General features: G+C 70.7%; 26 protein-coding genes and 1 riboswitch. Of the genes, 6 read left to right on the top strand and 20 right to left on the bottom strand.

What is annotated here, in order from left to right; translation table 11 throughout:
* Nucleotides 1-40: 40 nt before the first annotated feature.
* Nucleotides 41-1,522 (bottom strand): bifunctional lysylphosphatidylglycerol synthetase/lysine--tRNA ligase LysX, encoded by a 1,482-nt coding sequence (gene lysX, locus AB0J46_RS17715; protein ID WP_364332635.1) that lies wholly within the window; start codon nucleotides 1,520-1,522, stop codon nucleotides 41-43.
* Between the two features lie 148 nt (nucleotides 1,523-1,670).
* Between lysX and AB0J46_RS17720 the strand changes: the two genes are divergently transcribed.
* Complete coding sequence (locus AB0J46_RS17720) at nucleotides 1,671-2,147, top strand: hypothetical protein (protein WP_358291578.1); 477 nt, start codon at nucleotides 1,671-1,673, stop codon at nucleotides 2,145-2,147.
* A gap of 65 nt (nucleotides 2,148-2,212) precedes the next feature.
* Here AB0J46_RS17720 and AB0J46_RS17725 read toward each other — a convergent pair whose 3' ends face one another.
* From AB0J46_RS17725 to AB0J46_RS17745, 5 genes are all read right to left on the bottom strand, one after another.
* Nucleotides 2,213-2,995 (bottom strand): type III pantothenate kinase, encoded by a 783-nt coding sequence (locus tag AB0J46_RS17725; RefSeq protein WP_352318636.1) that lies wholly within the window; start codon nucleotides 2,993-2,995, stop codon nucleotides 2,213-2,215.
* A 3-nt stretch (nucleotides 2,996-2,998) separates the two neighbouring features.
* Nucleotides 2,999-5,524 carry an L-aspartate oxidase gene (locus AB0J46_RS17730; protein WP_364332638.1) on the bottom strand — a complete coding sequence of 842 codons (2,526 nt, stop codon included), beginning with the start codon at nucleotides 5,522-5,524 and terminating at the stop codon, nucleotides 2,999-3,001.
* A gap of 84 nt (nucleotides 5,525-5,608) precedes the next feature.
* Complete coding sequence (panC, locus tag AB0J46_RS17735; RefSeq protein WP_364332641.1) at nucleotides 5,609-6,442, bottom strand: pantoate--beta-alanine ligase; 834 nt, start codon at nucleotides 6,440-6,442, stop codon at nucleotides 5,609-5,611.
* Between the two features lie 22 nt (nucleotides 6,443-6,464).
* On the bottom strand, nucleotides 6,465-7,355 hold the full coding sequence (locus tag AB0J46_RS17740) for a DUF2520 domain-containing protein (protein ID WP_364332644.1): 891 nt from the start codon (nucleotides 7,353-7,355) through the stop codon (nucleotides 6,465-6,467).
* A gap of 333 nt (nucleotides 7,356-7,688) precedes the next feature.
* Entirely contained in the window at nucleotides 7,689-7,913 is a 225-nt protein-coding gene (locus AB0J46_RS17745; RefSeq protein ID WP_352358570.1) for a chaplin family protein, read from the bottom strand.
* Nucleotides 7,914-8,107: 194 nt separating this feature from the next.
* On the opposite strand from AB0J46_RS17745, the gene AB0J46_RS17750 reads away from it, so the two are divergent.
* On the top strand, nucleotides 8,108-9,070 hold the full coding sequence (locus AB0J46_RS17750) for an SAM-dependent methyltransferase (RefSeq protein WP_364332647.1): 963 nt from the start codon (nucleotides 8,108-8,110) through the stop codon (nucleotides 9,068-9,070).
* Here AB0J46_RS17750 and AB0J46_RS17755 read toward each other — a convergent pair.
* Nucleotides 9,054-10,253: a cytochrome P450 gene (locus AB0J46_RS17755; protein WP_358291568.1), complete on the bottom strand. Its 1,200-nt coding sequence runs from the start codon at nucleotides 10,251-10,253 to the stop codon at nucleotides 9,054-9,056. The genes AB0J46_RS17750 and AB0J46_RS17755 overlap by 17 nt on opposite strands.
* Before the next feature lie 75 nt (nucleotides 10,254-10,328).
* Nucleotides 10,329-10,444: riboswitch (SAM riboswitch) on the top strand.
* 46 nt (nucleotides 10,445-10,490) lie between these two features.
* On the opposite strand from AB0J46_RS17755, the gene AB0J46_RS17760 reads away from it, so the two are divergent.
* Nucleotides 10,491-11,786, top strand: coding sequence for an aminotransferase class V-fold PLP-dependent enzyme (locus tag AB0J46_RS17760; RefSeq protein WP_364332650.1), 1,296 nt, complete (start codon nucleotides 10,491-10,493; stop codon nucleotides 11,784-11,786).
* Between the two features lie 3 nt (nucleotides 11,787-11,789).
* Here AB0J46_RS17760 and AB0J46_RS17765 read toward each other — a convergent pair whose 3' ends face one another.
* The gene (locus AB0J46_RS17765) at nucleotides 11,790-12,473 is read right to left on the bottom strand and encodes a DoxX family protein (protein ID WP_364332653.1); all 684 of its coding nucleotides are present in this window, start codon (nucleotides 12,471-12,473) and stop codon (nucleotides 11,790-11,792) included.
* A 123-nt stretch (nucleotides 12,474-12,596) separates the two neighbouring features.
* Between AB0J46_RS17765 and AB0J46_RS17770 the strand changes: the two genes are divergently transcribed.
* The gene (locus AB0J46_RS17770; protein WP_358291564.1) at nucleotides 12,597-13,742 is read left to right on the top strand and encodes an NADH-quinone oxidoreductase subunit D; all 1,146 of its coding nucleotides are present in this window, start codon (nucleotides 12,597-12,599) and stop codon (nucleotides 13,740-13,742) included.
* Nucleotides 13,739-14,806, top strand: a complete 1,068-nt coding sequence (locus AB0J46_RS17775; RefSeq protein WP_364332656.1) for an acyltransferase — start codon at nucleotides 13,739-13,741, stop codon at nucleotides 14,804-14,806. Before AB0J46_RS17770 ends, AB0J46_RS17775 begins: the two co-directional genes overlap by 4 nt.
* Here AB0J46_RS17775 and AB0J46_RS17780 read toward each other — a convergent pair.
* The 11 genes from AB0J46_RS17780 to dacB form a co-directional block, all read right to left on the bottom strand.
* On the bottom strand, nucleotides 14,803-15,258 hold the full coding sequence (locus AB0J46_RS17780) for a DUF3180 domain-containing protein (RefSeq protein ID WP_364332659.1): 456 nt from the start codon (nucleotides 15,256-15,258) through the stop codon (nucleotides 14,803-14,805). The two genes, AB0J46_RS17775 and AB0J46_RS17780, sit on opposite strands and share 4 nt — an antisense overlap.
* Nucleotides 15,255-15,758, bottom strand: a complete 504-nt coding sequence (gene folK, locus AB0J46_RS17785) for a 2-amino-4-hydroxy-6-hydroxymethyldihydropteridine diphosphokinase (RefSeq protein WP_352358556.1) — start codon at nucleotides 15,756-15,758, stop codon at nucleotides 15,255-15,257. The genes AB0J46_RS17780 and folK overlap by 4 nt, the downstream gene beginning before the upstream one ends.
* Nucleotides 15,755-16,120, bottom strand: coding sequence for a dihydroneopterin aldolase (folB, locus tag AB0J46_RS17790; protein ID WP_358291557.1), 366 nt, complete (start codon nucleotides 16,118-16,120; stop codon nucleotides 15,755-15,757). The genes folK and folB overlap by 4 nt, the downstream gene beginning before the upstream one ends.
* A complete protein-coding gene (locus tag AB0J46_RS17795) occupies nucleotides 16,110-16,556 on the bottom strand; it encodes a nuclear transport factor 2 family protein (RefSeq protein ID WP_358291555.1) in 447 nt (148 codons plus the stop codon). The genes folB and AB0J46_RS17795 overlap by 11 nt, the downstream gene beginning before the upstream one ends.
* Nucleotides 16,553-17,359 (bottom strand): dihydropteroate synthase, encoded by an 807-nt coding sequence (gene folP, locus AB0J46_RS17800; protein ID WP_357975464.1) that lies wholly within the window; start codon nucleotides 17,357-17,359, stop codon nucleotides 16,553-16,555. The genes AB0J46_RS17795 and folP overlap by 4 nt, the downstream gene beginning before the upstream one ends.
* A 117-nt stretch (nucleotides 17,360-17,476) precedes the next feature.
* Entirely contained in the window at nucleotides 17,477-18,055 is a 579-nt protein-coding gene (gene folE / locus AB0J46_RS17805; RefSeq protein WP_352318609.1) for a GTP cyclohydrolase I FolE, read from the bottom strand.
* Nucleotides 18,052-20,046, bottom strand: coding sequence for an ATP-dependent zinc metalloprotease FtsH (gene ftsH / locus AB0J46_RS17810; RefSeq protein WP_352358549.1), 1,995 nt, complete (start codon nucleotides 20,044-20,046; stop codon nucleotides 18,052-18,054). Before ftsH ends, folE begins: the two co-directional genes overlap by 4 nt.
* A 238-nt stretch (nucleotides 20,047-20,284) precedes the next feature.
* Complete coding sequence (gene hpt / locus AB0J46_RS17815) at nucleotides 20,285-20,836, bottom strand: hypoxanthine phosphoribosyltransferase (protein WP_352318606.1); 552 nt, start codon at nucleotides 20,834-20,836, stop codon at nucleotides 20,285-20,287.
* A gap of 10 nt (nucleotides 20,837-20,846) precedes the next feature.
* Nucleotides 20,847-21,851, bottom strand: coding sequence for a tRNA lysidine(34) synthetase TilS (tilS, locus tag AB0J46_RS17820; protein ID WP_364332666.1), 1,005 nt, complete (start codon nucleotides 21,849-21,851; stop codon nucleotides 20,847-20,849).
* 63 nt (nucleotides 21,852-21,914) lie between these two features.
* Nucleotides 21,915-22,991: a zinc-dependent metalloprotease gene (locus AB0J46_RS17825; protein WP_364332669.1), complete on the bottom strand. Its 1,077-nt coding sequence runs from the start codon at nucleotides 22,989-22,991 to the stop codon at nucleotides 21,915-21,917.
* 47 nt (nucleotides 22,992-23,038) lie between these two features.
* A complete protein-coding gene (gene dacB, locus AB0J46_RS17830) occupies nucleotides 23,039-24,454 on the bottom strand; it encodes a D-alanyl-D-alanine carboxypeptidase/D-alanyl-D-alanine-endopeptidase (protein ID WP_364332672.1) in 1,416 nt (471 codons plus the stop codon).
* An 86-nt stretch (nucleotides 24,455-24,540) separates the two neighbouring features.
* On the opposite strand from dacB, the gene AB0J46_RS17835 reads away from it, so the two are divergent.
* Complete coding sequence (locus AB0J46_RS17835; RefSeq protein ID WP_352318598.1) at nucleotides 24,541-25,032, top strand: inorganic diphosphatase; 492 nt, start codon at nucleotides 24,541-24,543, stop codon at nucleotides 25,030-25,032.
* 3 nt (nucleotides 25,033-25,035) lie between these two features.
* On the opposite strand, the gene AB0J46_RS17840 is transcribed toward AB0J46_RS17835, so the two are convergent.
* Nucleotides 25,036-26,157: a C40 family peptidase gene (locus AB0J46_RS17840; RefSeq protein ID WP_364332675.1), complete on the bottom strand. Its 1,122-nt coding sequence runs from the start codon at nucleotides 26,155-26,157 to the stop codon at nucleotides 25,036-25,038.
* Nucleotides 26,158-26,202: the final 45 nt, after the last annotated feature.

The following is a 26,202-nucleotide window of genomic DNA, read 5'->3' on the forward strand; positions in this document are numbered from 1 at the left end:
GTTCGGACCGGCGCCCCTGCGCGGGGCGCCGGACGGCGGCTCAGTGGGTGGGCTTGACCAGCGGGAACAGGATGGTCTCGCGGATGTTCTTGCCGGTGAAGGCCATGATCATCCGGTCGATGCCGGCGCCCATGCCACCCGTGGGCGGCATCGCGTACTCAAGGGCCTGCAGGAAGTCCTCGTCGAGCTGCATCGCCTCAAGGTCGCCGCCCGCGGCCAGCAGCGACTGCTCCACCAGCCGGTGACGCTGGTCGATCGGGTCGTTGAGCTCGGAGTAGCCGGTGCCGAGCTCGGTGCCGAACCCGATCAGGTCCCACTTCTCGGTCAGCAGCGGGTTGTCGCGGTGGAGACGGGCCAGCGGCGAGGTCTCCAGCGGATAGTCCATGACGAACGTCGGCTGCACGAGCGTGTGCTCGACCAGCGCCTCGAACAGCTCCTGGACGAGCTTGCCCGACCCCCACTTGGCGTCCCAGTGGACCTCGCGGCGGTCGGCGATCTTCCGCAGTTCCTCAAGGGTGGTCTCGGTGGTGATCTCCTCGCCCACGGCGTCGGACACCAGGTCGTAGAGCCGGACCCGCGGCCACTTCTCCATGCCGAGGTCGATCTCGACGCCGTCGTGCACGACCACGGTGGTGTCCAGGGCGGCCACGACGGCCTTCTGGTACATGCGCTGCGTCAGGTCGGCGATGTCGTTGTAGTCGAGGTAGGTGCCGTAGGCCTCGAGCATGGTGAACTCGGGGTTGTGCGTGGAGTCGGCGCCCTCGTTGCGGAAGTTGCGGTTGATCTCGAAGACCTTCTCGACGCCGCCGACCACCAGCCGCTTGAGGTAGAGCTCGATCGCGATGCGGAGGTAGAGCTCCATGTCGTAGGCGTTGATGTGGGTCTTGAACGGCCGGGCCGTCGCGCCGCCGTGGATGGGCTGCAACATCGGGGTCTCGACCTCGAGGTAGCCCTCCTCGTGCCAGAAGTCGCGCACCGCGCGCACGGTCGCGCTGCGCACCCGCGCCATCTTCCTGGCCTCGTCGTTGACGATGAGGTCGACGTAGCGCTGGCGCACCCGCGCCTCGGGGTCGGTGAGGCCGACGTGCTTCTCCGGCAGCGGGCGCAGGCACTTGGCGGTGATCTGCCAGCTGTCGGCGAGGATCGACAGCTCGCCGCGGCGCGAGGTGATGACCTCGCCGGTCACGCCGACGTGGTCGCCCAGGTCGACGTCGCGCTTCCAGGCCGCCAGCGACTCCTCGCCGACCTTGTCGAGCGAGATCATGACCTGCAGGTCGGCGCCGCCGTCGCGAAGTGTGGCGAAGCAGAGCTTGCCGCCCACGCGGTTGAGCATGACGCGGCCCGCGACCCCGACCGTCTCACCGGTGGCGGTGTCGGGCTCCAGGCCCTGGTGTTTCTCCTTGACCTCGGCGTTGGTCGCCGTGCGTGGGAAGTTCACCGGGTAAGGGTCGACGCCCTCGCTGCGGAGGCGGTCGAGCTTTTCCCTCCGGATGCGCATCTGCTCTGGAAGTTCCTCGCTCACAACAACAAAGCGTAGGGGATACGGCGAACTGCAAGCGCTCGTGACGGTTCCCTGCAGGGGCGCTGCAAGGACCCTTTTGTACCAATGACTCACGAGCTCCGGAGGGAGCCGGCAAGGAGCCGGCCCGAGGGGAGCTCCGGGAGAGATCATGATGAAGAAGATCGCGACGGGCATCCTCGCCATCGCCGCCACCAGCGCCGTGGCCCTGTCGCTTCCTTCGGCCGCCAGCGCGACCACCGCCGACTTCGACGACTACTCCGACTACTGGGGCCCGGTGTACGCCAAGCAGCACCTGGCCAAGGCCCAGGGTCACGTCAGCGTCGAGTGGGACGAGGAGGACTCCAACGAGGTCCACGTCACCGGCCGGCTGTACGACCTGGACAACCGCGACTACGACGAGGGCGGCAAGTGCGCGTACGTGAAGTTCCAGGCCGAGGACTCCGACGGCGACTGGTCCACGGTCTACGCCAAGAAGTACTGCGGCTTCCCCGGCTACAAGAAGTTCCACTTCGAGGAGAACGACGTCTTCACTCTGCGGGCCAAGGTCTGCCAGGTTCCCGAGCAGGGCATCTTCGCCACCAAGTGCGGCCCCTGGAGCGAGCTCTACAGCGCCGAGAACGAGTGACCCTCGCCGGCGACACCACGACCGACAGGCGGCCCCCTTCCCGAGCGGGGGCCGCTTGTCACGTTCTAAGCGGTATTGCGGTGATAAATCAGGCGCAAGCCGATGAGGGTCAGCCACGGCTCGTGCACGTCGATCGAGCGCGACTCGCCGACCACCAGCGCCGCGTGGCCGCCGGTCGCCACGACGGTCACCTCGTCGGGGTCGTCGGCCAGCTCGGCGGCCATGCGCTCGACGATGCCGTCGACCTGGCCGGCGAAGCCGTAGATGATGCCGGCCTGCAGCGCCTCGACCGTGTTCTTGGCGATCACCGAGCGCGGCCTGACCAGCTCGACCTTGTGCAACTGGGCGCCGGCGGCGGCCAGGGCGTCGACCGAGATCTCGATGCCGGGGGCGGTGACCGCCCCGACGTACTCGCCCTTGGCCGACACCGCGTCGAAGGAGGTGGCGGTGCCGAAGTCGACGATGATGCACGGGCCGCCGTACTGGTCGATGGCGGCCAGGGCGTTCACGATGCGGTCGCTGCCCACCTCTTTGGGGTTGTCCATGCGCACCGGCACGCCCGTGCGCACGCCGGGCTCCACGATGACGGCGGTGACGTCGCCGTAGTAGCGGCGGCACATCTCCCGCATCTCGTTGAGCACGCTCGGCACGGTCGAGCAGATGGCGATGCCGCTGATGTCGGCGCCCTTGAGCAGGGGTGACTGGGCCAGCAGCCCCTGGAGCACGACGGCGATCTCGTCGGCGGTGCGGCGGGCGTCGGTGGCCAGCCTCCAGTGCTCGATGACGTCCTCGCCCTCGAACAGCCCCAGCACCGTGTGCGTGTTGCCGACGTCGATCGTGAGCAGCATCAATTACCCCCGCAAATCCAGTGCGATGTCCAGGGCCGGCGCCGAGTGGGTGAGCGCTCCCACCGCAAGGTAGTCAACGCCAGTTTCAGCCACATCACGAGCCGATTCCAAGGTCAATCCCCCACTCGCTTCAAGCGCAACCCTGTTTTTCGCCCGACTTTTCACGATTTGTACGGCATGTACGGTGTCCTCGACCGTGAAGTTGTCCAGCAGGATCTCCTCGGCGCCCTCGTCCAGCAGGGGCTCCAACTGGTCGAGCCGGTCGATCTCGACCTCGATCGGCACCTCGGGATAGCGCTCCCGCACCGCGCGGTACGCCTCGGCCACGCCGCCGGCCGCCACCACGTGGTTGTCCTTGATCAGGGCCGCGTCCGAGAGCGACATGCGGTGGTTGACGCCGCCGCCGCAGCGCACGGCGTACTTCTCCAGGGACCGCAGACCCGGCAGGGTCTTGCGGCTGTCGCGCACCCGCGCCCGCGTGCCCTCGATCGCGGCCACCCACCTGGCGGTCAGCGTGGCCACCCCGGACAGGTGCGTGAGCAGGTTGAGCGCGGTGCGCTCGGCGGTCAGCACGGCCCGCGTCGGGCCCTCGACCGTCATCAGCACGTCGCCGGCCGCCACCCGCTCGCCGTCCTTGGCCCGCCGCTCGGCGCGGCCGGCGCCCAGCCGGAGGAAGACCGCCTCGGCCACGGCCAGCCCGGCCACCACGCCGTCCTTGCGGGCCACCACGTCGGCGGCCGAACGCTGCTCGGCCGGGATCGTGGCAAGGCTGGTCACGTCGCCCGCCTCCTGCAGGTCCTCTTCGAGCGCGCGGTCGATCAGCGCGTCGACCTCGGCCGGGTCGAGCCCGGCGGCGGTCAGCTCCTGCGCCAGCCGCGGCGGCATCGCCTCGCCGTGCGGGGTGTACGTCATGCGAAGGCCCTCCTCGGTCAGGGTCACGTCCAGGTGGCCCAGCCACTCATTGTCGTCCCGGCTCTCGTGGTCCTCGCGCCAGTGGGAGCCGCGCGTCTCCAGCCTGGCCGCCGCCACGCCGGTCAGGACGGCCGCGACGGTGAGGAGGTTGCTCGCCTCCCACGACTCGGTGCAGGCGGGCACCTCGACCGGCGTCCAGAGCGCGTCGCGCAGCGCCTTCGACGTGGCCTGCAGCGACGCGCGGCTGCGCAGCACCCCGGCGCCGGCGCTCATGTGCGCCTGGATCCTGGGCCTGACCCTGGGGTCCACCAGGCCCGTCGCGGGCCGCCCGGCAACCGGCTCGCCCGGCTCGGGACGCGTCCGGTGGATGTCCTCGGCGATGCGCTCGGCGAAGACCAGGCCCTCAAGGAGCGAGTTCGAGGCCAGCCGGTTGGCGCCGTGGACGCCGGTGCAGGCCACCTCGCCGCAGGCGTACAGACCGTCGATCGAGGTACGCCCGGACAGGTCGGCGCGGACGCCGCCACTGGCGTAGTGGGCGGCCGGGGAGACGGGGATCGGCTCGGTGACCGGGTCGATGCCGTGCTCCCGGCAGACGGCGTAGATGGTGGGGAAACGGCTCTCCCACTTGTCCCTGCCGAAGTGGCGGCCGTCGAGGAAGACGTGGTCGCGGCCGGTCTCACTCATGACCCTGGTGATCGCCTTGGCCACGATGTCGCGCGGGGCCAGGTCGGCCAGCTCGTGCACGCCCTGCATGAACCGGTTGCCCTCGTGGTCGACGAGGATGGCGCCCTCGCCCCTGACCGCCTCGGAGATCAGCGGCTGCTGGCCGGTCGAGCCCTCCCCCAACCACAACACGGTCGGGTGGAACTGCACGAACTCGATGTCGCGCACCACCGCCCCCGCCCTGAGCGCGAGCGCCACGCCGTCGCCCGTGGACACGACCGGGTTGGTGGTCGCGGCGTAGACCTGGCCCATGCCGCCGGTGGCCAGCACCACCGCCCGCGCCAGGACCGCCCCGACGCCGTCGCGCGCGCCCTCGCCCATGACGTGCAGGGTCACTCCCCTGGCCCGGCCGCGGGCGTCCTTGAGCAGGTCGAGCACGAGCGCGTGCTCGATCACCTCGATCGATCCGGCGCGCACCGCCTCGACCAGCGCCCGCTGCACCTCGGCGCCCGTGGCGTCGCCGCCGGCGTGCACGATCCGGTGGCGCCGGTGGCCGCCTTCCCTGGTGAGCTGGAGCTCGCCGTCGGGGGTGCGGTCGAACCGGGCGCCGCGCTCGATGAGCCGCCGCAGCGCGCCCGGCCCCTCGGTCACCAGGGTTCGTACGGCCTTGGTGTCGCACAGCCCGACCCCGGCGAGCAACGTGTCGCTCAGGTGCTCGTCGGGGGTGTCGCGCGGGTCCAGCACGGCGGCGATGCCCCCCTGGGCCCACTTGGTGGACCCGGCGGACAGCACGTCCTTGGTGACGACCAGGACCTTGGCCGCGGGATCCAGCTCGGCATGGCGCAGCGCCACGGTCAGGCCCGCGACGCCGGAGCCGACGACGACCACGTCCGCCTCGACCGTCCAGCCGGGTTCGGGGGCCGTCAGACGCTGGGGAATCGCCGGTGCACTCATGGGGGTCTCCTCACTGAGGCGATTTCGTCACTATGACGATAACGCCTGCCGCAGCGTGGACATGCCCCGGGGGCACCGTACGGATCAGCGACGAAGACTCAGGACGACGTTGTCGATCAGCCGGGTGCCGCCCACCCGGGCCGCCACGGCGAGCACGGCCGAGCCTTCGTAGGCGTCGTCGACCTCCTTGAACGTGGCCGGATCGACCAGCGCCAGGTAGTCGAGGTCGAGGTCGGGGCCGGCCTCGTCGAGCACCGCGCGGGCGGTGGACCGGATGGCGCCGGCGGTGAGCTCGGCCGCGCCCGTCCGCAGGGCGCGGGACAGGGCCAGCGCGACCGCGCGGTCGCGCGCCGACAGGTAACGGTTGCGGCTGGACAGGGCCAGGCCGTCGGGCTCGCGCACGGTGGGCGCCCCGACGATCTCGACGGCCAGGTCGAGGTCGGCCACCATGCGGCGGATGACGGCGAGCTGCTGGGCGTCCTTCTGACCGAAGATCGCCACGTCGGGACGGACCAGGTTGAACAGCTTGAGCACCACCGTCAGCACACCGTCGAAGTGGCCCGGCCTGGAGGCGCCCTCGACGATCGCGCCCATCTCGCCCGCGCAGACGCTCACCTGCCGCTCGGGGCGGTACATGTCCTCGGGCGAGGGCGCGAACACGACGTGCACGCCCTCCTCCCGGCACACGTCGAGATCGGCGTCAAACGTACGGGGATAGCGGGAAAGATCCTCGTTAGGACCGAATTGCAGCGGGTTGACGAAGATGCTGACCACGACCTGGTCGGCGCGTACCCGGGCGGCCCTGATCAGCGACCGGTGGCCCTCGTGCAGCGCGCCCATGGTCGGGACCAGCGCCACGCTGCCCGTGCCACGCGCCTTCGCCAGGTCGTCCCGGTTGCCGGCCACGATCAGATCCATTGCTGCCCTCCACACCCGACGGTCAGGTCCATATATTGCCCCCAAGCGCGTCGAGCAGCCGCTCCGCCTCCTCCGGTTTGAGCAGCCCAGCGGCCAGCGCCCGGTCGGCGGTGAGCCGGGCCAGTGCGATGTAGGCGTCGGCGGCCTCCGGGGCGGCCAGGATCAGCGCGTCGACGTGTTTGCGCACGGTGCCCGCGTCGCCGCGGACGACCGGGCCGGTCAGCCCGGCGATGCCCAGCCGCAGCACGTTGTCGAGCGCCGCGCCGAGCAGCGGGCCCAGCATCCGGCCCGGGTGCTCGACGCCGATGCGCCCGAGCAGCTCCTCGGACTCGGCGATGAGCGTGACCATGTGGTTGGCGGCGTTGGCCAGGGCCGCGTGGTAGAGCGCGCGGTCGGTCTCGGCGATCCAGACCGGCTCGCCGCCCATCTCGATCACCAGCGCCTCGGCGACCGGCCGCAGCAGGTCGGGCGCGGTGACGCCGAACGAGATGCCGGTGATCTTGTTGAGGTCGTCGTCGCGGCCGGTGAAGGTCATGACCGGGTGGAGCGCGAGCGGCAGCGCGCCCACCCCGGCGGCGGGTTCGAGCACCGACAGGCCGTACGCGCCGCTGGTGTGGACGAGCAGCTTGCCCTGGAGGTCGGCGCCCGTACGGGCCAGGCCGGCCACGAGGTCGGGCAGCGCGTCGTCGGGGACGGTCAGCAGGATGAGCTGGGCGGCGGCCACCACCTCGTCGGGCCGCGTCAGCTCGACCCCGAGCCGGTCGGCGGCCCACCTCCGCGACCTGTCGGAGACCCCGCTCGCGGCGACGATCCGGTGGCCCGCCTGCGCCAGCGCGGCGCCGAGCGCGGAGCCGACCTTGCCCGCGCCGAGCACGCCGACGGTCAGCCGTGCCGGGCGATCACCTGCGTCCATGACGTCTCACCCCTGTCGACGGTGATGGCACTGCCGACCAGCGTAACCGGCGGGCGGCGCCGCACATGTCGCGGGCCGACGAACGCGGTCAGGCATGCCCGCCGCTTTACCGCCTGTTGAGTTAACGACAAATGCGACAGGGGCATACGAATCGTGCACCCCCTGTCGAAAGAGATGAGGAGAGGGGTCCACGCACGACGACGGGCGCCGAGTCCTGAAACCCGACGCCCGCCTGGATGCGACCTCTTGGAGGTGCACTGACCGGTCATCCGCCGACTGACCGGCCGGGATCAGAGCCCGGACCGCGCGCGAGCGGTCCGGGCTCTCCCTGCCTCAGCGGCTGTAGACCGCGGTGTTGGGGCTCCCCTGGCAGCCGTTGATCGGCACGGCCTGGATGCCGATGTTGTTGCCGCAGACCGGCACGACGGCGGTGATGGGGAGGTGGATCGGGCTGCCGCTCAGGATGCCGTTGTTGCCGTGGGTGACGTCGTCGGCGTACGCGGGGGCCGCCAGCGCCAGCAGGGCAATGGCACCTGCCATGACCAGAGTCTTCTTCACGGGGGGCTCCTCTCAGTATGCGGCCGTGGTGGCCGCAATGCTTTGGTGGAGCGAACCGGCTCGCCGCTTACCGCGGATGGGCGAAACGCAGTCGCTCGGTGACAGTACGTAAACGTTAGCGCAATGTAGCGACCAAGTGTAGTCAATCAATGACTTAGCGTGTCGATGGCCGGAGTCATGAGATAGTCAGCCTCATGTGGCTCACCTGGCGCGCCGCGACCGAGCGCGCGCTCTACGGCGAGGAGGGTTTCTACCTCCGCGAACGCCCCTCGGGCCACTTCCGCACCTCGGTCGGGGCCTCGGCGGTGTTCGCGGAGGCGGTCCTGACCCTGCTGGCGGAGGTCGACTGCGACCTCGGCTCCCCCGAGTGGCTCGACCTGGTCGACATCGGCTCCGGCGAGGGCGTGCTGGTCCGCCGCGTCCTCGACCTGGCCGAGCCCGCTCTGCGCGACCGGCTCCGGGTCACGTGCGTCGACCTGTCACCCCGGCCGCCGGGCCTGCCCGACGAGGTCGAGTGGCGCCGCTGCCTGCCGTCCAGCATCACCGGCCTGGCCGTCGCCAACGAGTGGCTCGACAACATCCCGCTCGACGTGGCCGAGCAGACCTCCGGCGGCCCGCGTCTGGTCATGGTCAACACCCGCACCGGGGAGGAGCGCCTCGGCGGCCCGCTGCGGCCCGCCGATCGGGAGTGGCTCGACCGCTGGTGGCCGCTGCCGCACGTGGGCACCCGCGCCGAGATCGGCCGTCCCCGTGACGACGCCTGGGCCTCCGTTCTGGTACGCCTCGCCCGCGGCCGGGCGATAGCCGTGGATTATGCACACCCTGTGGATAACCGACCGCTCTGTGGCACGCTGACCGGTTACCGCGACGGCGCCGTCGTGGCCCCCGTCCCCGACGGGACCTGCGACATCACCGCCCACGTCGCGCTCGACGCGTGCGCCGAGGCCGGGCGGCGGGCCGGCGCGATATCCACAACCTTGTCCACACAGCGCGACATGTTGCGGGCGCTGGGCCTCACCGGCGCCCGGCCGCCGGTCGACCTCGCCCGCACCGATCCGCGCGGCTACGTGCGCGCGTTGTCGCGGGCGTCGGAGGAGGGCGAGCTGATCGATCCGGCCGGGCTCGGCGGGTTCGGCTGGCTCAGCCAGAGCCGGTGACGTCGAGGTCGAGCGAGCGCAGGCCGCGGATGACGAAGCCCGGCTTGTAGACCGGCTCCGCGCGCAGCTCGATCGTCCCGACCCGGTCCAGCAGGGCCGTGAACGACTCCGTCAGCTCGATCCTGGCCAGCGGCGCGCCCAGGCAGAAGTGGATGCCGGCGCCGAAGGAGATGTGCGGGTTGTCCGGACGGCCCAGGTCGAGCCGGTCCGGGTCCTCGAACACCTCGGGGTCCCTGTTGGCCGAGCCGAACAGGCAGGCGACCTCCGAGCCGCGCGGGATCCGCACGCCGTGCACCTCGATGTCCTCCAGCACCCAGCGCTCGAAGAGCTGCAGCGGGGTGTCGTAGCGCAGCAGCTCCTCGATGGCGGTCGGCAGCAGCGAACGGTCGGCGCGCAGCCGGGCCAGCTCGCCGGGGTTCTTCAGCAGGGCTCGCCAGCCGTTGCCGGTGACGTTGACCGTGGCCTCGTGGCCCGCGTTGAGCAGCAGCACGCAGGTGCCGGCCAGCTCGTCGAGGGTCAGCTCGGGGATCGCGGCCAGGGCGCTGACCAGGTCCTCGCCGGGGTTGGCCAGCCGGTCGCGGGCCAGGTCCTTGAGGTAGGACTCGAACTCCTCGGCCGCGCGCACCGCCTGGTGCTGGGTCTCCAGGCTGGGGTTGAGCTCGTACATGCCGCACATGTCGGCCGACCACGGGCGCAGCAGGTGGCGGTCCTGCTCGGGGACGCCGAGCATCTCGGCGATGACGGTGACCGGCAGCGGCTCGGCGACCTCGGCGATCAGGTCGCCGCCGCCCTTCTCGACGTAGGCGTCGATCAGGCTCTCGGCGATGGCCCGGACGCGCGGGCGCAGCGACTCGACCATGCGCGGCGTGAACGCCTTGGACACCAGCCGGCGCAGCCTCGTGTGGTCCGGCGGCTCGACCTCCAGCATGCCGTTCCTGCTGACCCGCCAGAAGGCTTCCTGGAACTCCGGCGCGGGCTGCCGGCCGAACTCCTCGTGCGTGGCGACGTGCGTGTAGTCGCGGCCCAGCCGCCGGTCTCTGAGCAGCGCGTTCACGTCCGCGTGCCGGGAGATCAGCCACTGGTTGGACGGCTCGAAGTAGCGGACGGGCGCCTCGCGCCTCAGCTCGTCGTACGCCGGATAGGGGTCGACGACGAAATCCGGATTCCAAGGATCAAAGCGCACCATTTCATCTTATGAGACGGGTTGACCTGCTGAGCTTGCGAATCATGCCCGGGTGTCGGTTATAGTGCCGTCGTAGGTCATGAGTGCCAGCGACAAGCCCCGGCTAGCTGGCCGGCAACCCTCGCGTCCGCGGCGGGGTGCCCCGGGTGAAGACCTGGTCCGTCACGAGGTGTGGCGGGCAAGCGCGGGCTCCGTGGCTGCTTCCAGGGGTCCGACCGACCCGTGAGGAGCTGTGCCGTGTCCACGCTGACGATCTTCAACTCCGTTCCCGCCCAGGCCGCCGCCGAGGCCCACGCCCCTGCCGCCGCCTCCGGACGGTCGATCCCCGCCGTGCTCGGCGCCGACCTCGAAGTGCCGGTCAAGGGCGGCCGGCTGGTGAGCTACGCCAACCTCGACTACGCCGCCAGCGCCCCCTGTCTTGAGCCGGTCAGCGCCGCCGTCGCCGCCGCGCTCCCGGCCTACTCCAGCGTCCACCGCGGCGCGGGCTACGCCTCCCAGCTCACCACCGCCCGGTACGAGCAGGCCCGCCACACGGTCCGGGCCTTCGTCGGCGCCCGCCCGGACGACGCCGTCATCTTCACCCGCAACACCACCGACGCCACCAACCTGCTGGCCGGCTGCCTGCCCGAGGGCACGACCGTCGTCGTCTTCGACTCCGAGCACCACGCCTCGCTGCTGCCCTGGGAGCGGTCCGTGCGCCTGGCGCCGCCCGCCTTCCCCGGCGAGGCCGTCCGCGCCGCCGACGAGGCGCTGGCCGGGATCGAGGGGCCCAAGCTGCTCGTGGTCACCGCCGCCTCCAACGTCACCGGCGAGCTGTGGCCCATCGCCGCCCTCGCCCACATCGCCCACCGGCACGGCGCCCGGATCCTGGTGGACGCGGCCCAGCTCGTCCCGCACCGCAGGCTCAACCTGACCGCGCTCGACCTGGACTACGTGGCCTTCTCCGGCCACAAGCTGTACGCGCCCTTCGGCGCCGGCGTGCTGGTCGGACGCCGTGACTGGCTGGCGGCGGGCGAGCCGTACCTGAAGGGCGGCGGCGCGGTGCGCTCGGTGGGCGAGACCACCGAGTGGCACGACGACCCCGAGCCGCGCCACGAGGCCGGCACCCCCAACGTGCTCGGCGCCATCGCCCTGGCCGCCGCCTGCGACGCGCTCACCGCCACGGGGTGGACGGAGCTGGTGCGCGAGGAGGAGCGCCTGATCGCCCGGCTGCGTACCGGCCTGGCCTCGATCGACGGGGTGCGCGAGCTGTCGTTGTGGGGCGAGGACCACCCGCGGGTGGGGATCGTGTCGTTCGTCGTGGACGGCTACTCGGCCCGCGAGGTGGCCGAGGCGCTGTCCGGCGAGTACGGCATCGGCGTGCGGGACGGGAAGTTCTGCGCGCACCCGTTCGTCCGGCACCTGCTCGGCACCTCGGACGGCGGCTGCGAGGACGGCACCGCCTCGGCGGTCCGCGCCTCCATCGGCATCGGCAGCACGCAGGAGCACGTCGACCGCCTGGTCGAGGCCCTGCGCGACCTGGTCAGCCGCTGACGCTCAGCGGTTGGGCGGCTTCTGCTGGTGCGGCTCGTCGGACACCAGGGCGTCGATGTCCCGCATGTCCTCGTCGTTGAGGTGCCCGGGGCGCGGCGCGTTGGGCTGCCGCGGCACGCTGGGCTGCTCGGCCTCGCCCTCGGGCCGGGCCGGCGTCGTCGGGCCGCCCTCGGGCCCGACCTGCGTGGCGGGCCCTTCGGTGACGACCGTCGTCGGCTCGGTGCGGCGGGCCGGCCGGTGCGCGGCGAGGTCGTCCTCGGCGATCTGGCGTTCCCTGCGACGGCGGTACGTCGAGTGGAAGATGCCGTCGAGCCCGATACGGCCGCCGCCAAGCGCGGCGAGCATCAAGGCCAGCGCACCCAGCGCGCCCGGCAGTTCCCATCCCCCGCCTTGCGACAACACCCCGTGGCCCGCGTGCACGAAGACGATCGCGCCGATCATGTCGATGAGCAGCAGCAACGCCACCGGCCGGACCAGCAGGCCGAGGATCAGCAGGGCGCCGCCGACCAGTTCGACGATGGCGGCGAATCCGGCCGACAATTCGGGCATGGGCACGCCCATCTCCCGGAACTGCCCCGCCGCGGCACCGAGCCCGCCCTGCCACTTCTGCCAGCCGTGCGCCACGAAGATCACCCCGAGTACCACCCGGGAGATCAGGGCCGCCACATCAAACAGGACTCTCTTCACAGTGCTTTCTCCCCCCGTTCCCGGTATTGATCCCCATGTCTGGCTTCGGGATGCGTTGCCATACGATTCCTTGACCATCCCCCACGCTGGATCACCCCGTGGGACGGTGGCAGCATGGGCCCTATGACGGAACGCGTGGTCGGGATCGGCGCCGGCGCGAAGGAGCTGGCGACCGAGGACATGATCCTCAACATCGGCCCCCAGCATCCCTCCACGCACGGCGTGCTCAGGCTCCGGCTCACCCTCGACGGCGAGCGCATCGAGGCGGCCGAGCCGATCATCGGCTACATGCACAGGGGCGCGGAGAAGCTGTTCGAGGTCCGCGACTACCGCCAGATCATCATGCTCGCCAACCGGCACGACTGGCTGTCGGGGTTCGCCAACGAACTGGGCGTCGTGCTGGCCGCCGAACGGCTGCTCGGCATGGAGACGCCGGTCAGGGCCGTGTGGGCGCGTACACTGCTGGCCGAGCTCAACCGGGTGCTCAACCACCTGATGTTCCTCGGCTCCTACCCCCTCGAACTGGGCGCGATCACCCCCGTCTTCTACGCCTTCAACGAGCGCGAACGCATCCAGGCCGTCATGGAGGAGATCTCCGGCGGGCGCATGCACTACATGTTCAACCGGGTCGGCGGCCTCAAGGAGGACCTGCCGCTCGGCTGGCTCGACCGGGTCGCCGCGGCCGTCGCCGAGACCCGCCGCCGGGTGCCCGACATCGAGGGCCTCATCCTGAACAACGAGATCTTCCTCGCCCGTACCAAGGGCGTCGGCGTGCTGACCCGCGAGCAGATCCTCCAGTACGGCGTCAGCGGCCCCATCGCCCGCGCCTCCGGCGTGGACTTCGACCTGCGGCGCGACGACCCGTACCTGGCCTACGGGGAGCTGCCGGTCACGGTCGTCACCCGGCGCGACGGCGACTGCCATGCCCGGTTCGAGGTGCTGTTCGAGCAGCTCAAGGTCTCCCTCGACCTGGCCGACGCGTGCGTCGCCCGGCTGCGCGAGCTGCCGCCCGGGCCCGTCAACCAGCGCCTGCCGAAGGTGCTCAAGGTGCCCGAGGGCCACACGTACGCGTGGACCGAGAACCCGCTCGGCATCAACGGCTACTACCTGGTCTCCAAGGGCGACAAGACGCCGTGGCGGCTCAAGCTGCGCTCGGCGTCGTTCGGCAACGTCCAGGCGCTGCGCGAGCTGCTGCCCGGAAACCTGGTGGCCGACATGATCGCCATTCTGGGCTCGATGTTCTTCGTCGTGGGTGACATCGACAAGTGAGCACTCCCGAACGCGACAAGTACGTCGACTGGCTGCGCGCCCTCAGCCTCATCGTCGTGGTGGTCTGGCACTGGGCGTTCACGATCCTGGAGTGGAAGCCGAGCGGGCCCGAGCCCACCAGCCCGCTCGGCTTCACCTCCGGGTTGTGGATCCTGACCTGGCTGCTCCAGGTGCTGCCGCTGTTCTTCTACGTCGGCGGCCACGTGCACCTGCTGTCCTGGAACCGGGCCCAGGCGCGCGGCGTCGGCATCGGGGCGTTCGTCTGGCGGCGCATCCGCGCGCTGTCCCTGCCCGCGCTGTTCCTGTGCGGCGTGTGGATCTCCGTCGGGGCGATCGTCACCTGGGCGTTCCACGTGGAGTGGATGTGGCGGGTGGTGCTGCTCGTGCTCAGCCCGCTGTGGTTCCTCGGCGTCTACCTGGTGCTGATCGCGCTGCTGCCGGTGGCCCTGTGGCTGCACCGGCGCTACGACGTGCTGGCCCTCATCTGGCTCGGCGGCTCGGCCCTGGTCGTCGACGTCGTGCGCTTCCGCTACGGCTTCGAGTGGGCCGGCTGGCTCAACATGATCATCGTCTGGGGGCTGGCCCACCAGGCGGGCTTCTTCTACGACCGGATCGTCGTCCTGCCCCGGCGCTACGACGTCGGCATCCTGTGGACCGGCCTGTTCGCGCTGATCGGCCTGGTCTACTCGGGCATCTACCCCGGCTCGATGGTGGGCGTGCCGGGCGACAAGTGGTCGAACATGGCGCCGCCCACGTTCGTCATCGTCGCCCTGCTGATCTTCCAGATCGGCCTGGTGGAAGTGCTGCGCCCGGCCATGGAACGCGTGCTCGAACGCCCCCGCTGGGCCCGTGCCAACTCCTTCATCAACCGCTACGCCCTGCCGCTGTTCCTGTTCCACACGACCGGCATGGCGATCGCCTTAGGGCTGTCGTGGTGGTTGTTCGGCAACCTCGGCACGAAGATCCCGCCCGACCTGAAGTGGTGGCTGGAGCGGCCGATCGCCATCGTCGGGCCGCTGATCTGCACGCTGCCGGTCATCTACCTCTTCGGCCGCCGCCGCTAGTCGGATTTGCGCTCGTCGGAGTCCTTCGGGATCCGGCAGCAGTGTTCCAGGTACAGGGCCGCGCAGACGAGCACCACGCAGGCCACGAACGACCCGGCCGCCACGAAGAACTCCGAGCGCGGCGTCTCCCGGTCGAAGATCTGCAGCGTGTACGCGGCGAACCCGGCGAACATCCCCGCGAACACCGCACCCGCGTACGCCGAGGCCTTGGCCAGCGCCGCCAGCCGGGCCACCGCCAGCGGCTCGACCGGTTTGGTGTCGGGTTTCCTGGCGATCCTGGCCTTGGTCACCCATCCGCTGTAACCCTCGCCGAGAGCGAGCAGCAGCACGGTCGGGATGGCCGTCCAGGGCATGATGGGCAGGTCGGAGTAGAAGTGCCGGACCGCCGCCCAGACGACCAGGGCGACGACGAGCAGGAGAGCGGCCAGCCGGCCGGGATGCGTCGGCTTCAATCGGGCCTCTGCAGCTTCAGGTCGTCACGCAGGCGCACGCCGTGCCGGTCGAGCTCGGCCAGCAGGTCGGCCACCCGGCCCCGGCCCGGCACCGTGGCCTCGGGGTCGATCACCGACCACGGCACCAGCACGAACGCCCGCTCGTGGGCCCGGGGATGCGGCAACGTCAGCTCGGGGTCGTCGGAGACGGTCTCGCCCACGACGATCAGGTCGACGTCGAGCGTACGCGGCCCCCACCGCTCCGCACGCACCCGGCCGAAGGCGTTCTCCACGCCCAGCGCCCGCTCCAGCAACGTGCGCGGCGGCAGCGCGGTCTCGGCGACGACGACCGCGTTGAGGTACGGCTCCTGGCCTCCCGGCCCCCCGACCGGGTCGGTCTCGTAGACCGGGGACACCTTGACGAACTCCAGGCCAGGGGCGTCGAACAACGTGTCGATGGCTCCCTGCAACGTCTGGAACCGCTCCCCCAGGTTGCTGCCGAGAGCGAGGACGGCCTTCATGCGCGGCTCCGCTCGATCGTCACGATCACATCGTCGAACGGCAGCGGGATCGGCGCCGCCGGTTTGTGCACACTCACCTCGACCTTGTGCACCAGCTCACTGGAGAGGCAGACGTCGGCCAGCCGCTGGGCCAGCGTCTCGATCAGCTCGACCGGCTCGCCCTCGACCACCTCGACCAGCGCCTGGGCCAGCTCGCCGTAGTGGACGGTCTTGGTGAGGTCGTCGCCGGCCGCCGCCGGGGCGGTGTCGAGGAACAACGTCGCGTCGATCACGAACTCCTGGCCGAGCTCCCGCTCGGCGGGCAGCACGCCGTGCCTGCCCCTGGCCCGCAGGCCCTTGAGAGCGATGCGGTCAGACCTCAAGCTCGCCCTCCTCGTCCTCGTCGTCGTCTCCCTGGAGCACCGGGGAGCCGTGGTGCATCCACAACCGCCAGCCCTGCGCGGTGCGGATGTAGACGTTGCTCGCCACCACCTTGCCCGCGGCGAAGCTGGACTCACCCTCCTCGCCCGCCGTCAGGATGTTCTCCACGCAGGTGAGCACGGCCACGTCGCCCAGCACGGTGGTGTTGACGTCGGTCAGCACGAACTGGATGTAGGTGGTGTTGGCCATGATCAGCGCCCACGACCGCAGCACCTCCGACCGGCCGGTCAGCAACGTCCAGCCCGGATGGACGCAGCTCACCTGGTCGTCGGCGGTGTCCTCGGCCCAGATCTCGGTCATCTTGTCGAGATCGGCGCTCTCGATCGCGGTGTAGAACTCCTCGTTGACCGTCTCGATCGCGGCAGTGTCGACGCTCATGTGCCTGCTCCGGCTCTCTTCCATGCGGCCGCCACGCGCACGGCATCGGCATTGGGACCTACCTCGTGCACGCGCACGCACCAGGCCCCCGCCTGAGCCGCCAGCGCGGTGACCGCCAGCGTTGCGTCGTCGCTCCTGCTGAACGGGCGGGGCGCGCCGTCGGGGCCGGCCAGCAGCCGCCCGAGGAACCGCTTGCGCGAGGCCCCGATCAGCAGCGGGAACCCCAGCTCGGCGAGCTGCGGGATGCCGGCCAGCAACGCCCAGTTGTGCTCGGCGTTCTTGGCGAAGCCGAGGCCGGGGTCGAGCACGATCTGCTCGGGGGACACCCCCTCGGCCAGCACGAGATCGACCCGCTTGCTGAGCTCCTCGCGCACCTCTGTCACGACGTCGGCGTAGACGGCGCGGCTGTCCATGTCATGGCTGTGGCCGCGCCAGTGCATCACCACGTAGGGCGCTCCCGTCGCGGCGACCACGCGCGGCATCTCGGGGTCGGCCAGGCCGCCGCTGACGTCGTTGACGAGCCTGGCGCCCGCCTCGACCGCGGCCCTGGCGACCTCGGCGCGCATCGTGTCGACGCTGACGGCCACGCCCTCGGCGTCGAGCGCCCGGATCACCGGGACGACCCTGGCCAGCTCCTCCTCCAGCGACACCCGCGCGGCGCCGGGACGGGTGGACTCACCGCCCACGTCGACGATGTCGGCGCCCTCCCGCACCAGGTCGAGCCCGTGCCGGACGGCGGCCTCCTCGTCGAACCACAGGCCGCCGTCGGAGAAGGAGTCGGGGGTCACGTTGACCACGCCCATGACGAGGCACCGTTCCGTGCCGCCCGGCACGTTGATGGGCACGCTAGTCATGGGGCAAGCCTAGGCGTTCCCCCACACCTGCCGACATCTCGGGTCCCCAGTTGTGGATAACGATCGTCACCTGCCGAGAATCAGCGCCATCGCCTCGGAGCGGGTCTTGTCGCTGGTACGGAAGTCGCCGCGGACCGCCGACGTGACCGTCTTGGCCCCCGGCTTCCGCACGCCGCGCATCGTCATGCACAGGTGCTCGGCCTCGACCACCACGATGACCCCGCGCGGCTCCAGCACCCTCATGAGGGCGTCGGCGATCTGCGAGGTCATGCGCTCCTGCACCTGCGGACGGCGGGCGAAGACGTCGACCAGCCGGGCCAGCTTGGACAGCCCGGTCACCTGGCCGCGCTCGTTGGGGATGTAGCCCACGTGGGCCACGCCGTGGAACGGGACCAGATGGTGCTCGCAGGTCGAGTAGACCTCGATGTCCCTGACCAGCACCATCTCGTCGTGGTCGACGTCGAAGACCTTGTTGAGCACGTCTTCGGGGGTCTGGCCGAGCCCGGAGAACTGCTCGGCCATCGCGCGGGCGACCCTGGCGGGCGTTTCGAGCAGGCCGTCACGGTCGGGATCCTCGCCGATGCCGTAGAGGATCTCGCGTACGGCCTTCTCGATCCGCCCCAGGTCGACCTCGTGCTGGGTCACGCACTGTCTCCGGACTGGAAGGCGTCCTGGTGGCCGGAGGTGAGCGAGCCGTTGGCCGACTGCTCCTTCGGGGTCAGGATCGGCGGGCGGTCGGAGGGCAGCCGCTTGCCGTAGCCCGCGTACGAGGGACGGTGCTCCTTGACGACCACCGGGGCGAAGATCTGCAGGACCTGCTCGCGGGAGAGAGTCTCCTTCTCCATGAGCTCCAGCACCAGGTTGTCGAGCACGTCGCGGTATTCGACCAGGATGTCCCAGGCCTGGTCGTGCGCCGTCTCGATCATCCGGCGGACCTCCTCGTCGATGGAGGAGGCGATCTTCTCGGAGTAGTCGCGCTCGTGGCCCATCTCGCGGCCGAGGAAGACCTCGGCCTGGCCGGTGCCGAACTTACGGGCGCCGAGCTGCTCGCTCATGCCGTACTCGGTCACCATGCGGCGGGCGACCGCCGTGGCCTTCTCGATGTCGTTGGAGGCGCCGGTGGTGGGCTCGTGGAAGACGAGTTCCTCCGCCGCGCGGCCGCCGAGCAGCATCGCGAGCTGGTCCATCATCTCGGACCTGGTGGCCAGGAACTTGTCCTCCATCGGCAGCGTCATGGTGTAACCGAGCGCGCGGCCGCGGGACAGGATGGTGATCTTGTGGACCGGGTCGGAGTTGGGCAGCGCGTGCGCCACCAGCGCGTGACCGCCTTCGTGGTAGGCGATCATCTTCTTCTCCTTGTCGGACATGACCCGCGACTTGCGCTCGGGCCCTGCCATGACACGGTCGATCGACTCCTCGAGGACCTCCATCGTGATCAGCTTCTGGTCGGCGCGCGCGGTGAGCAGGGCCGCCTCGTTGATCACGTTGGCCAGGTCGGCGCCGGTGAACCCGGGGGTGCGGCGCGCGATGACGTCGAGGTCGACGTCGGGCGCGAACGGCTTGCCGCGACCGTGGACCTTGAGGATGCCCTTGCGGCCCTCCAGATCGGGACGGTCGACCGTGACCTGCCGGTCGAAACGGCCCGGACGCAGCAGCGCCGGGTCGAGGATGTCGGGCCGGTTGGTCGCGGCGATGAGGATCACGCCGCCCTTGACGTCGAAGCCGTCCATCTCGACGAGCAGCTGGTTGAGGGTCTGCTCGCGCTCGTCGTGACCGCCGCCCAGGCCGGCGCCGCGGTGGCGGCCGACGGCGTCGATCTCGTCGATGAAGATGATCGCGGGGGCGTTGGCCTTGGCCTGCTCGAACAGGTCGCGCACGCGGGAGGCGCCGACGCCGACGAACATCTCGACGAAGTCGGAGCCGGAGATCGAGTAGAAGGGCACGCCCGCCTCACCCGCGACCGCGCGGGCCAGCAGGGTCTTGCCGGTGCCGGGCGGGCCGTAGAGCAGCACGCCCTTGGGGATCTTCGCGCCGATCGCCTGGAACTTGGCCGGGGCCTGCAGGAACTCCTTGATCTCCTGGAGCTCCTCGATGGCCTCGTCGGCGCCGGCGACGTCGGCGAACGTGGTCTTGGGGGTGTCTTTGGTGATGAGCTTGGCCTTCGACTTGCCGAAGTTCATCACCCGGGAGCCGCCGCCCTGCATCTGGTTCATGATGAACAGGAAGATCAGCACGATGATGACGATCGGCAGGAAGCTCACCAGGATGCTGAGCAGGAAGTTCTCCTGGGGCACCTCGGTGGTGAAGCTCTTCGTCTTGTTGGCGTCGACCTGGGCCTGCAGCTCGTCGGTCAGCTTCGCGCCGTAGCCGCTGACCCAGTTGGACTGGATCAGCTTCGCCGGGGCGTCACCCGGCCGGACGACGATCGGCTTGATGAGGGTGAGCTCGACCCGATTGTCCTTGTCGACGACCTTGGCGCTGGTGAAATTGCCGGCGCGAATCTGCTGGAGGACCGTGGACGTGTCGGCCTGCTTGAAATTGCCCCCGCCGCTCCAGAGCTGGGTGACGAGCAGGAGCAGCACGACGATGCCCAGGATCCACAGCAGTGGCCCACGTGTAAATCGCTTGAGATCCATCCGATGCGGAACCCCTTGCGGGCCCGTCCCTTCCTGACCATGGCCTGGAACCCCGGGCTGGCCCGGGGCCGCGGCATCCGACACCGCGACTTCTGACTACCCGAAGGGGACTTGCGGTCACCCTTCCGGAGTCTGAAGGTACACCGGCACGGCGCACGGAGGGACCCGCCCGCTACACCGGTCTTGCCCTATCAACGTACGTCACGTTGCGCGATGTTCCCGGCCATGGCCGGGATTACTACTTATAAACGTGCGGGGCGAGCGTTCCGATGAACGGCAAATTGCGGTAGCGCTCCGCGTAGTCGAGCCCGTAGCCGATGACGAACTCGTTGGGAATGTCGAAGCCGACGTATTTCACGTCGATCGGCACCTTCACCGCGTCCGGCTTGCGCAGCGCGGCGCAGATCTCCAACGACGCCGGATTGCGCGACTTCAGGTTTTCCAGCAGCCAGTGGAGGGTCAGGCCCGAGTCGATGATGTCCTCGACGATGAGGACGTGGCGGTTCAAGATGTCGGTGTCGAGGTCCTTCAGCACCCGTACGACGCCGGAGGACTTGGTGCCCGCGCCGTAGGACGACACCGCCATCCAGTCCATCTGCACCGGCACGTGCAGGGCTCTGGCCAGGTCGGCCATCACCATGACCGCGCCCTTCAGCACGCCCACGAGCAGGACGTCCTTGCCCGCGTAGTCCTCGTCGATGCGCCCGGCAAGCTCTTTGATCTTGGCCTGGAGGTCGTCCTCGGGGATGAGGACCTTCTCCAGGTCTTTGCCCATGTCGGCAGCGTCCACCTGTGGTTCCTTAAACGATGGGACTGATGGCGAGTATCAGGGTGCCATACCGCCGAACTGCGGACAGACCTCCGGGTAGATCCACCGCCTTCTGCCCGTGCCATTGCGTGACCAGCCGATCGACCGCCAGCACGTGGGTGGCGGAAAGCGCGCCGGAGGGCGAGCCCGTCGCGATGGCCGCGCGCCGCAGCACCCTGCGGCGCACGGCGTCGGGCAGTTTCTCCAACTCGGGAACGGACAGGACGACGGCCTCTCCGATATCGCTAAGAGCGCAATTCGGGAACGCCGATTCGGCCCACTGGTCGAGGGCGTCGGCGTCCTCCCGCGCCATGGCGGCGGTCCGCGCGAGCGCCTCGGCCACCCCCGGGCCGAGTTCCTCGTCGAGCATCGGCAGGATCCGCTTCCTGACGCGGACGCGGGTGTAGCGGGGATCGTCGTTGTGCGGGTCGTCCCAGGGGGCGAGGGACATGGCCGCGCAGGCGGCGACCGTCGTGGCCCTGGACAGGCCGAGGAAGGGCCGGCGGTAGCGGCCCGCGCGGGCGGCCATGCCGGAGATCGAGCGCAGCCCGCTCCCCCTGGCCAGGCCCAGCAGGACGGTCTCGGCCTGGTCGTCGCGGGTGTGGCCGAGCAGGACGGCGGCGGCCCCCAGGCGGTCGGCCGCCTCGGCCAGCGCGGCGTACCTGGCCTCGCGGGCGGCGGCCTCTGGGCCGCCGTCGGTGCCGACGGTGACGCTGAGCACCTCGGCCGGGGTCAGGCCGAGACCGGCGGCGATGCCGACGACCTGCCGGGCGCGGCCGGCCGAGCCGGGCTGGAGCTGGTGGTCCACCGTGACCAGCCCCGCGCGCAGGCCGGCGCGGGGGGCGACGAAGGCCAGCGCCGCCGCCAGGGCCAGCGAGTCGGCACCGCCGCTGCACGCGGCCAGGACCAGCGCGCCGGTGCCGGCGAGGTCGGTCAGCGCCTCGCGGACGGCCCGGCGCACGTCGGCGACGGCTGGACGGGGACCCACAGGAGCCATTGTCCCGGCTGGGGGAACCGGCCGCACGCCACGCGGACGGCCGGCGTCCCCGGGACGGGAAGGTCAGGCGGGAAGGGCCGGGGTGCCGATGACGCGGTGGATCCAGGCGTCGGGGTCGGCGATCTCGGGGGTGGTGGGCAGGGTCTCGGGAGAGGTCCAGACCTTGTTGAAGCCGTCCATGCCGACCCGGTCGACCACCTTGCGGACGAACGCGGAGCCCTCGGCGTACTGCTTCATCTTGACCTCGATGCCCAGCAGGCGCCGGACCGTGCGGTCGAGCCGGGAGCCGCCCTCGCGGCGCTGGGCGAACTTGGCGCGGATCTCCGAGACCGACGGGACCACCGAGGGGCCCACGGCGTCCATGACGAAGTCGCCATGGCCTTCCACCAGGGTCATCACGGCCGTCAGGCGGTCGAGGATCTCCTTCTGGGCGGGCGACTGGATGGCGTCGATCAGGTTGCCCTCGCCGCCCCTGACCACGTCGGCCACCGTGTCGGCGGCGTTGCGCAGGCGGTCTAGGAGCGTGGGCAGGTCGAGGTCGGAGGCGAGCAGGAACTCGGTCATCTGCGACCTGACGTACTCGCGCAGCCAGGTGACGCCGGTGAACTGCACGCGGTGGGTCTCCTCGTGGAGGCACACCCACAGGCGGAAGTCGCGGGGCACGACGTTCATCTCGCGCTCGGCGTGGACGATGTTGGGCGCCACGAGCGTCAGGCGGCCGGTCGGCTCCTGGCCTGTCGGGTCGGGCGGCAGGAACAGCTCGTACTGGCCGAGCACGCGGGAGGCGAGGAAGGCGAGGACGGCCCCGACCTCGACGCCGGTGATGCGCGAGCCCACCGCGGCGACGATGGCGGGCGGCGGGTTGTCTCCGCCGCCCATGCGCTGGGTCAGCGGTTCGAGGACCACGCGGAAGCCCTCGACGTTGGCCTTGATCCAGCCCGGCCGGTCGACGATGGTCGCGGGCTGCGGCGCGGTCTCGGTGTGGATCTTCGTGAACTCGCGCACGTGGCCCTCGGCCTCACGTGACAGCGTGCGGAGCTCGGCGACGGCCTGCCTGGCCTCCTCCTTGCTCACCTGAGGACCGGGGCGCACCAGGCGCGTGCCGGTCGTGACGGCCAGATCCCAGTCGATCACCTGCATGACGTCCACCGTACGTTGTTCTCGTCACGCCTGCGAAGAAGCGGCGGTCAGGATCGCGCGACGATCGCGGCGAGCCTGTCGAGCACGGGCTCGGCGTTCACCGGCACGTCGTCGGCCAGGAAGGCGAAGGTGACCAGCCGGCCGTCTTTGGTGGTGGCGAGGCCCGCCAGGGTGTTGACGTTGTTGAGCGTGCCGGTCTTGGCGCGGACGAGGCCGACCTGGCCCTTGCTGTCGGCGCCGGTGAAGCGCTTGCCGTTGCCCAGCGTGCCGGAGAAGCCGGCGATCGGCATGCCCGAGTCGACGGCCCGCAGCTCGGGATGCGCGGCCGAGCCGGCGATGGCGATGATCCTGGCCATGGCGTCGGCGCTGACCCGGTTGCGGATGGACAGGCCGCTGCCGTCGGCGACGCTGACGCCCTTGGTCACACCGAGCCGCCGCATGACCCCGATCACCGCCTCCGCGGCCCCGGCGTACGACGCCTCCTTGCCCTCCTTGATGGCGACGTGCCTGGCCAGGGCCTCGGCCATGTCGTTGTCGCTGTGGGTCAGGGTGTGCTCGACCAGGGCGTACAGGGGGGCGGAGTCGACCTTGCCCAGCTCGGCGGCGCCCGCCGCGGCCCGCTCCTGGCGGATGTCCTTGGAGACGGTGACGCCGTACCTGGGCAGCAGCCGGGCGAAGGCGGAGGCGGCGTACGCGGCCGGGTCGGGCACGCGGGGCCGGGCGCCGGGACGCTGGCGTCCCTCGTCCATGGCCAGGGCGTGGACGGGGGCCGCCTCGCCGTCGGGCACGTAGTTGGGCTTCCAGCCGGGCGCGATGGCCGGCCCGGTGAACAGGCTGTCGTCGTAGGAGAGCGTGACCTTCCTGACGCCCTTGGCCTTCAGTGCGGCGGCGGTCCGGGCGGCCAGGGTGGCGAGGGAGGCCTGCTTGGGGTAGCCGGGCCTGGCCGACGGCCCGGCGAGCAGCGGGTCGCCGCCACCCACCAGGACGATCGCGCCGGGCGCGCGGCCCTGGACGACGCGGGTGGAGAAGCGGGTGTCGGGGCCCAGCGAGGCGAGCGCCGCCGTGGTCGTGACGACCTTGTTCGTGGAGGCCGGGGTGATGCCCGTGTCGGGGTTGGCGGCGAAGATCCGGGCGCCGGTGGCGGCGTCGAGCACGACCGCGCCCACCCGGCCGCCGAGTGCTTTGTCACCCAGCGCGTCGGTGAGCTGGCGGGTCAAAGTACTCTTAGTCGGGAGAGGTCCGTTCCCTGACGTCGCCGAAAGCTGGGCCAGCACAGGCCCCGAGGTGACCACGGGGGCGGGGGGGATTCCCCGGGGAGACGCCGTCGGCCCGATCGGTGACGGCTGCCTCGTCAGCGCGCTCAGGTTGAAGTCGCTGGTCATGGCGTAGACGCCGATGACGATCGTGACGATCTGAAGCACGGCGAGAGTGGCCAGCATCATCGAACGCTCGTGCCGCGCCACGTCGCCTGACCTCTCTCCTGGTGTTCGCCTACGAGACATTAACGCCCAGCCGGGACTTCCCGGGGGCCTTGAGCGGAGGAACCGCGGTGGAGTTCGACGTTGTCGTTGAGATTCCCAAGGGGCAACGGAACAAGTACGAAGTGGACCACGAGACCGGAAAGATCAGGCTTGACCGGCTCCTGTTCACCTCCACGCAGTACCCCGCCGACTACGGCTTCATCGAGAACACCCTCGGCGAGGACGGTGACCCGCTCGACGCGCTGGTGCTGCTCCAGGAGCCGACGTTCCCGGGGTGCTACATCACCTGCCGCGCGGTCGGCATGTTCCGGATGACCGACGAGAAGGGCGGCGACGACAAGGTCCTGTGCGTGCCCTCGACCGACCCCCGGATGCACCACATCCAGGACATCCACCACGTGTCGGAGTTCGACCGGCTGGAGATCCAGCACTTCTTCGAGGTCTACAAGGACCTTGAGCCCGGCAAGTCCGTCGAGGGCGCCAACTGGGTCGGGCGCATCGAGGCCGAGGCCGAGATCGAGCGCTCGTTCCACCGGGCCAAGGACGCGGGTCACCACTGATCCTCACCGGGGCCTGGTGGCGCCCACCAGGTCCCCTCTCCAGATCGGGGCGACCCGTACCACGTCGCCGGTCTGGGGCGCGTGCACCATCTGGCCCTGGCCGACGTAGATGCCCACGTGGTGGATCGTGCCGGGGTCGTCGGTGATGCGGCCGAAGAACAGCAGGTCGCCGCGGCGGAGCTGGTCCAGCGGCACGTGCGGGCCGGACGTCCACTGGGTTCCGGTCCAGTGGTCCAGGCGCACGCCCACCTGCTCCCAGGCGCGCATGACCAGGCCGGAGCAGTCGTAGGTGTCGGGGCCCGCGGCGGCCCACACGTACGGCTTGCCGAGCTGGGTCAGCGCCCAGTTGGCAGCCAGGTTGCCGCCCGCCGAGCCCGCCGCCAGGCCGGCCGCCGACAGTGCCAGGGCCCGCCGTCTGGCCAGCAGCTCGGCGTGGCTGCGGGCGGCGTTCACCCGGTGCTGGAGCTGCCGCCGCTCCACCCGGAGAGTGCGCGTCTCGCGGCGCTGCCGGGCGACGGCCGCCTCCGCGGCCAGCTTCGCCCGCCGGGCGCGCTCCGAGGCGGCCTGCCGGGCGTCGTAGGCGTTCTGCGCCTGCGTCCGCAGGATGGCGGCGACCTCCTGGGCGTCGCGCATTCTGCGCAGGATCTGGGCCCGCTCGTCGCCGAGGTGGCCGAGCACGCTCGCCCGGTGCAAGAAGCCGTCGACGCCGCCCTCGTCGATGAGCATGCCGACGATCGGGTCAAGCGCCGTCATCCCGCCGTAGCTCTGCGCGGCGAGCAGCGCGACGGCCTGCCGGGCGCGCTCGGCCTCGGCGTCGGCCGCCGCCTGACGCGCCTGGGCCTGCGCGTACGACTGCTCGGCCTGCCGGAGCCGGACCAGCTCGCCGTTGTACGCCTCCACCTGCCGTTCCACGGCCGCGGCCAGGTCGTCGAGCCTGGACTGGGCCACGGCCAGCCCGGCGCTGGCCACCCCCAGCTCCTTCGAGCGCTCGCGGGCGGCCTCGCGCGCCTTCTTCACGTCCTTGGCCGACGGCATGGGGTCGGCCAGCACCGGCGAGCCCGGAGCGAGCGGGCACAGGGAGGCCAGCAGGACGCACGCCAGGAGCCCAGCCCGAAATGCGCGCATAGGTCCCCCCGGAAACAGATGGTTACTCTATGCACACAGTTCCCA

The organism is Nonomuraea sp. NPDC049758 (assembly GCF_040674635.1).
GTDB lineage: Bacteria > Actinomycetota > Actinomycetes > Streptosporangiales > Streptosporangiaceae > Nonomuraea.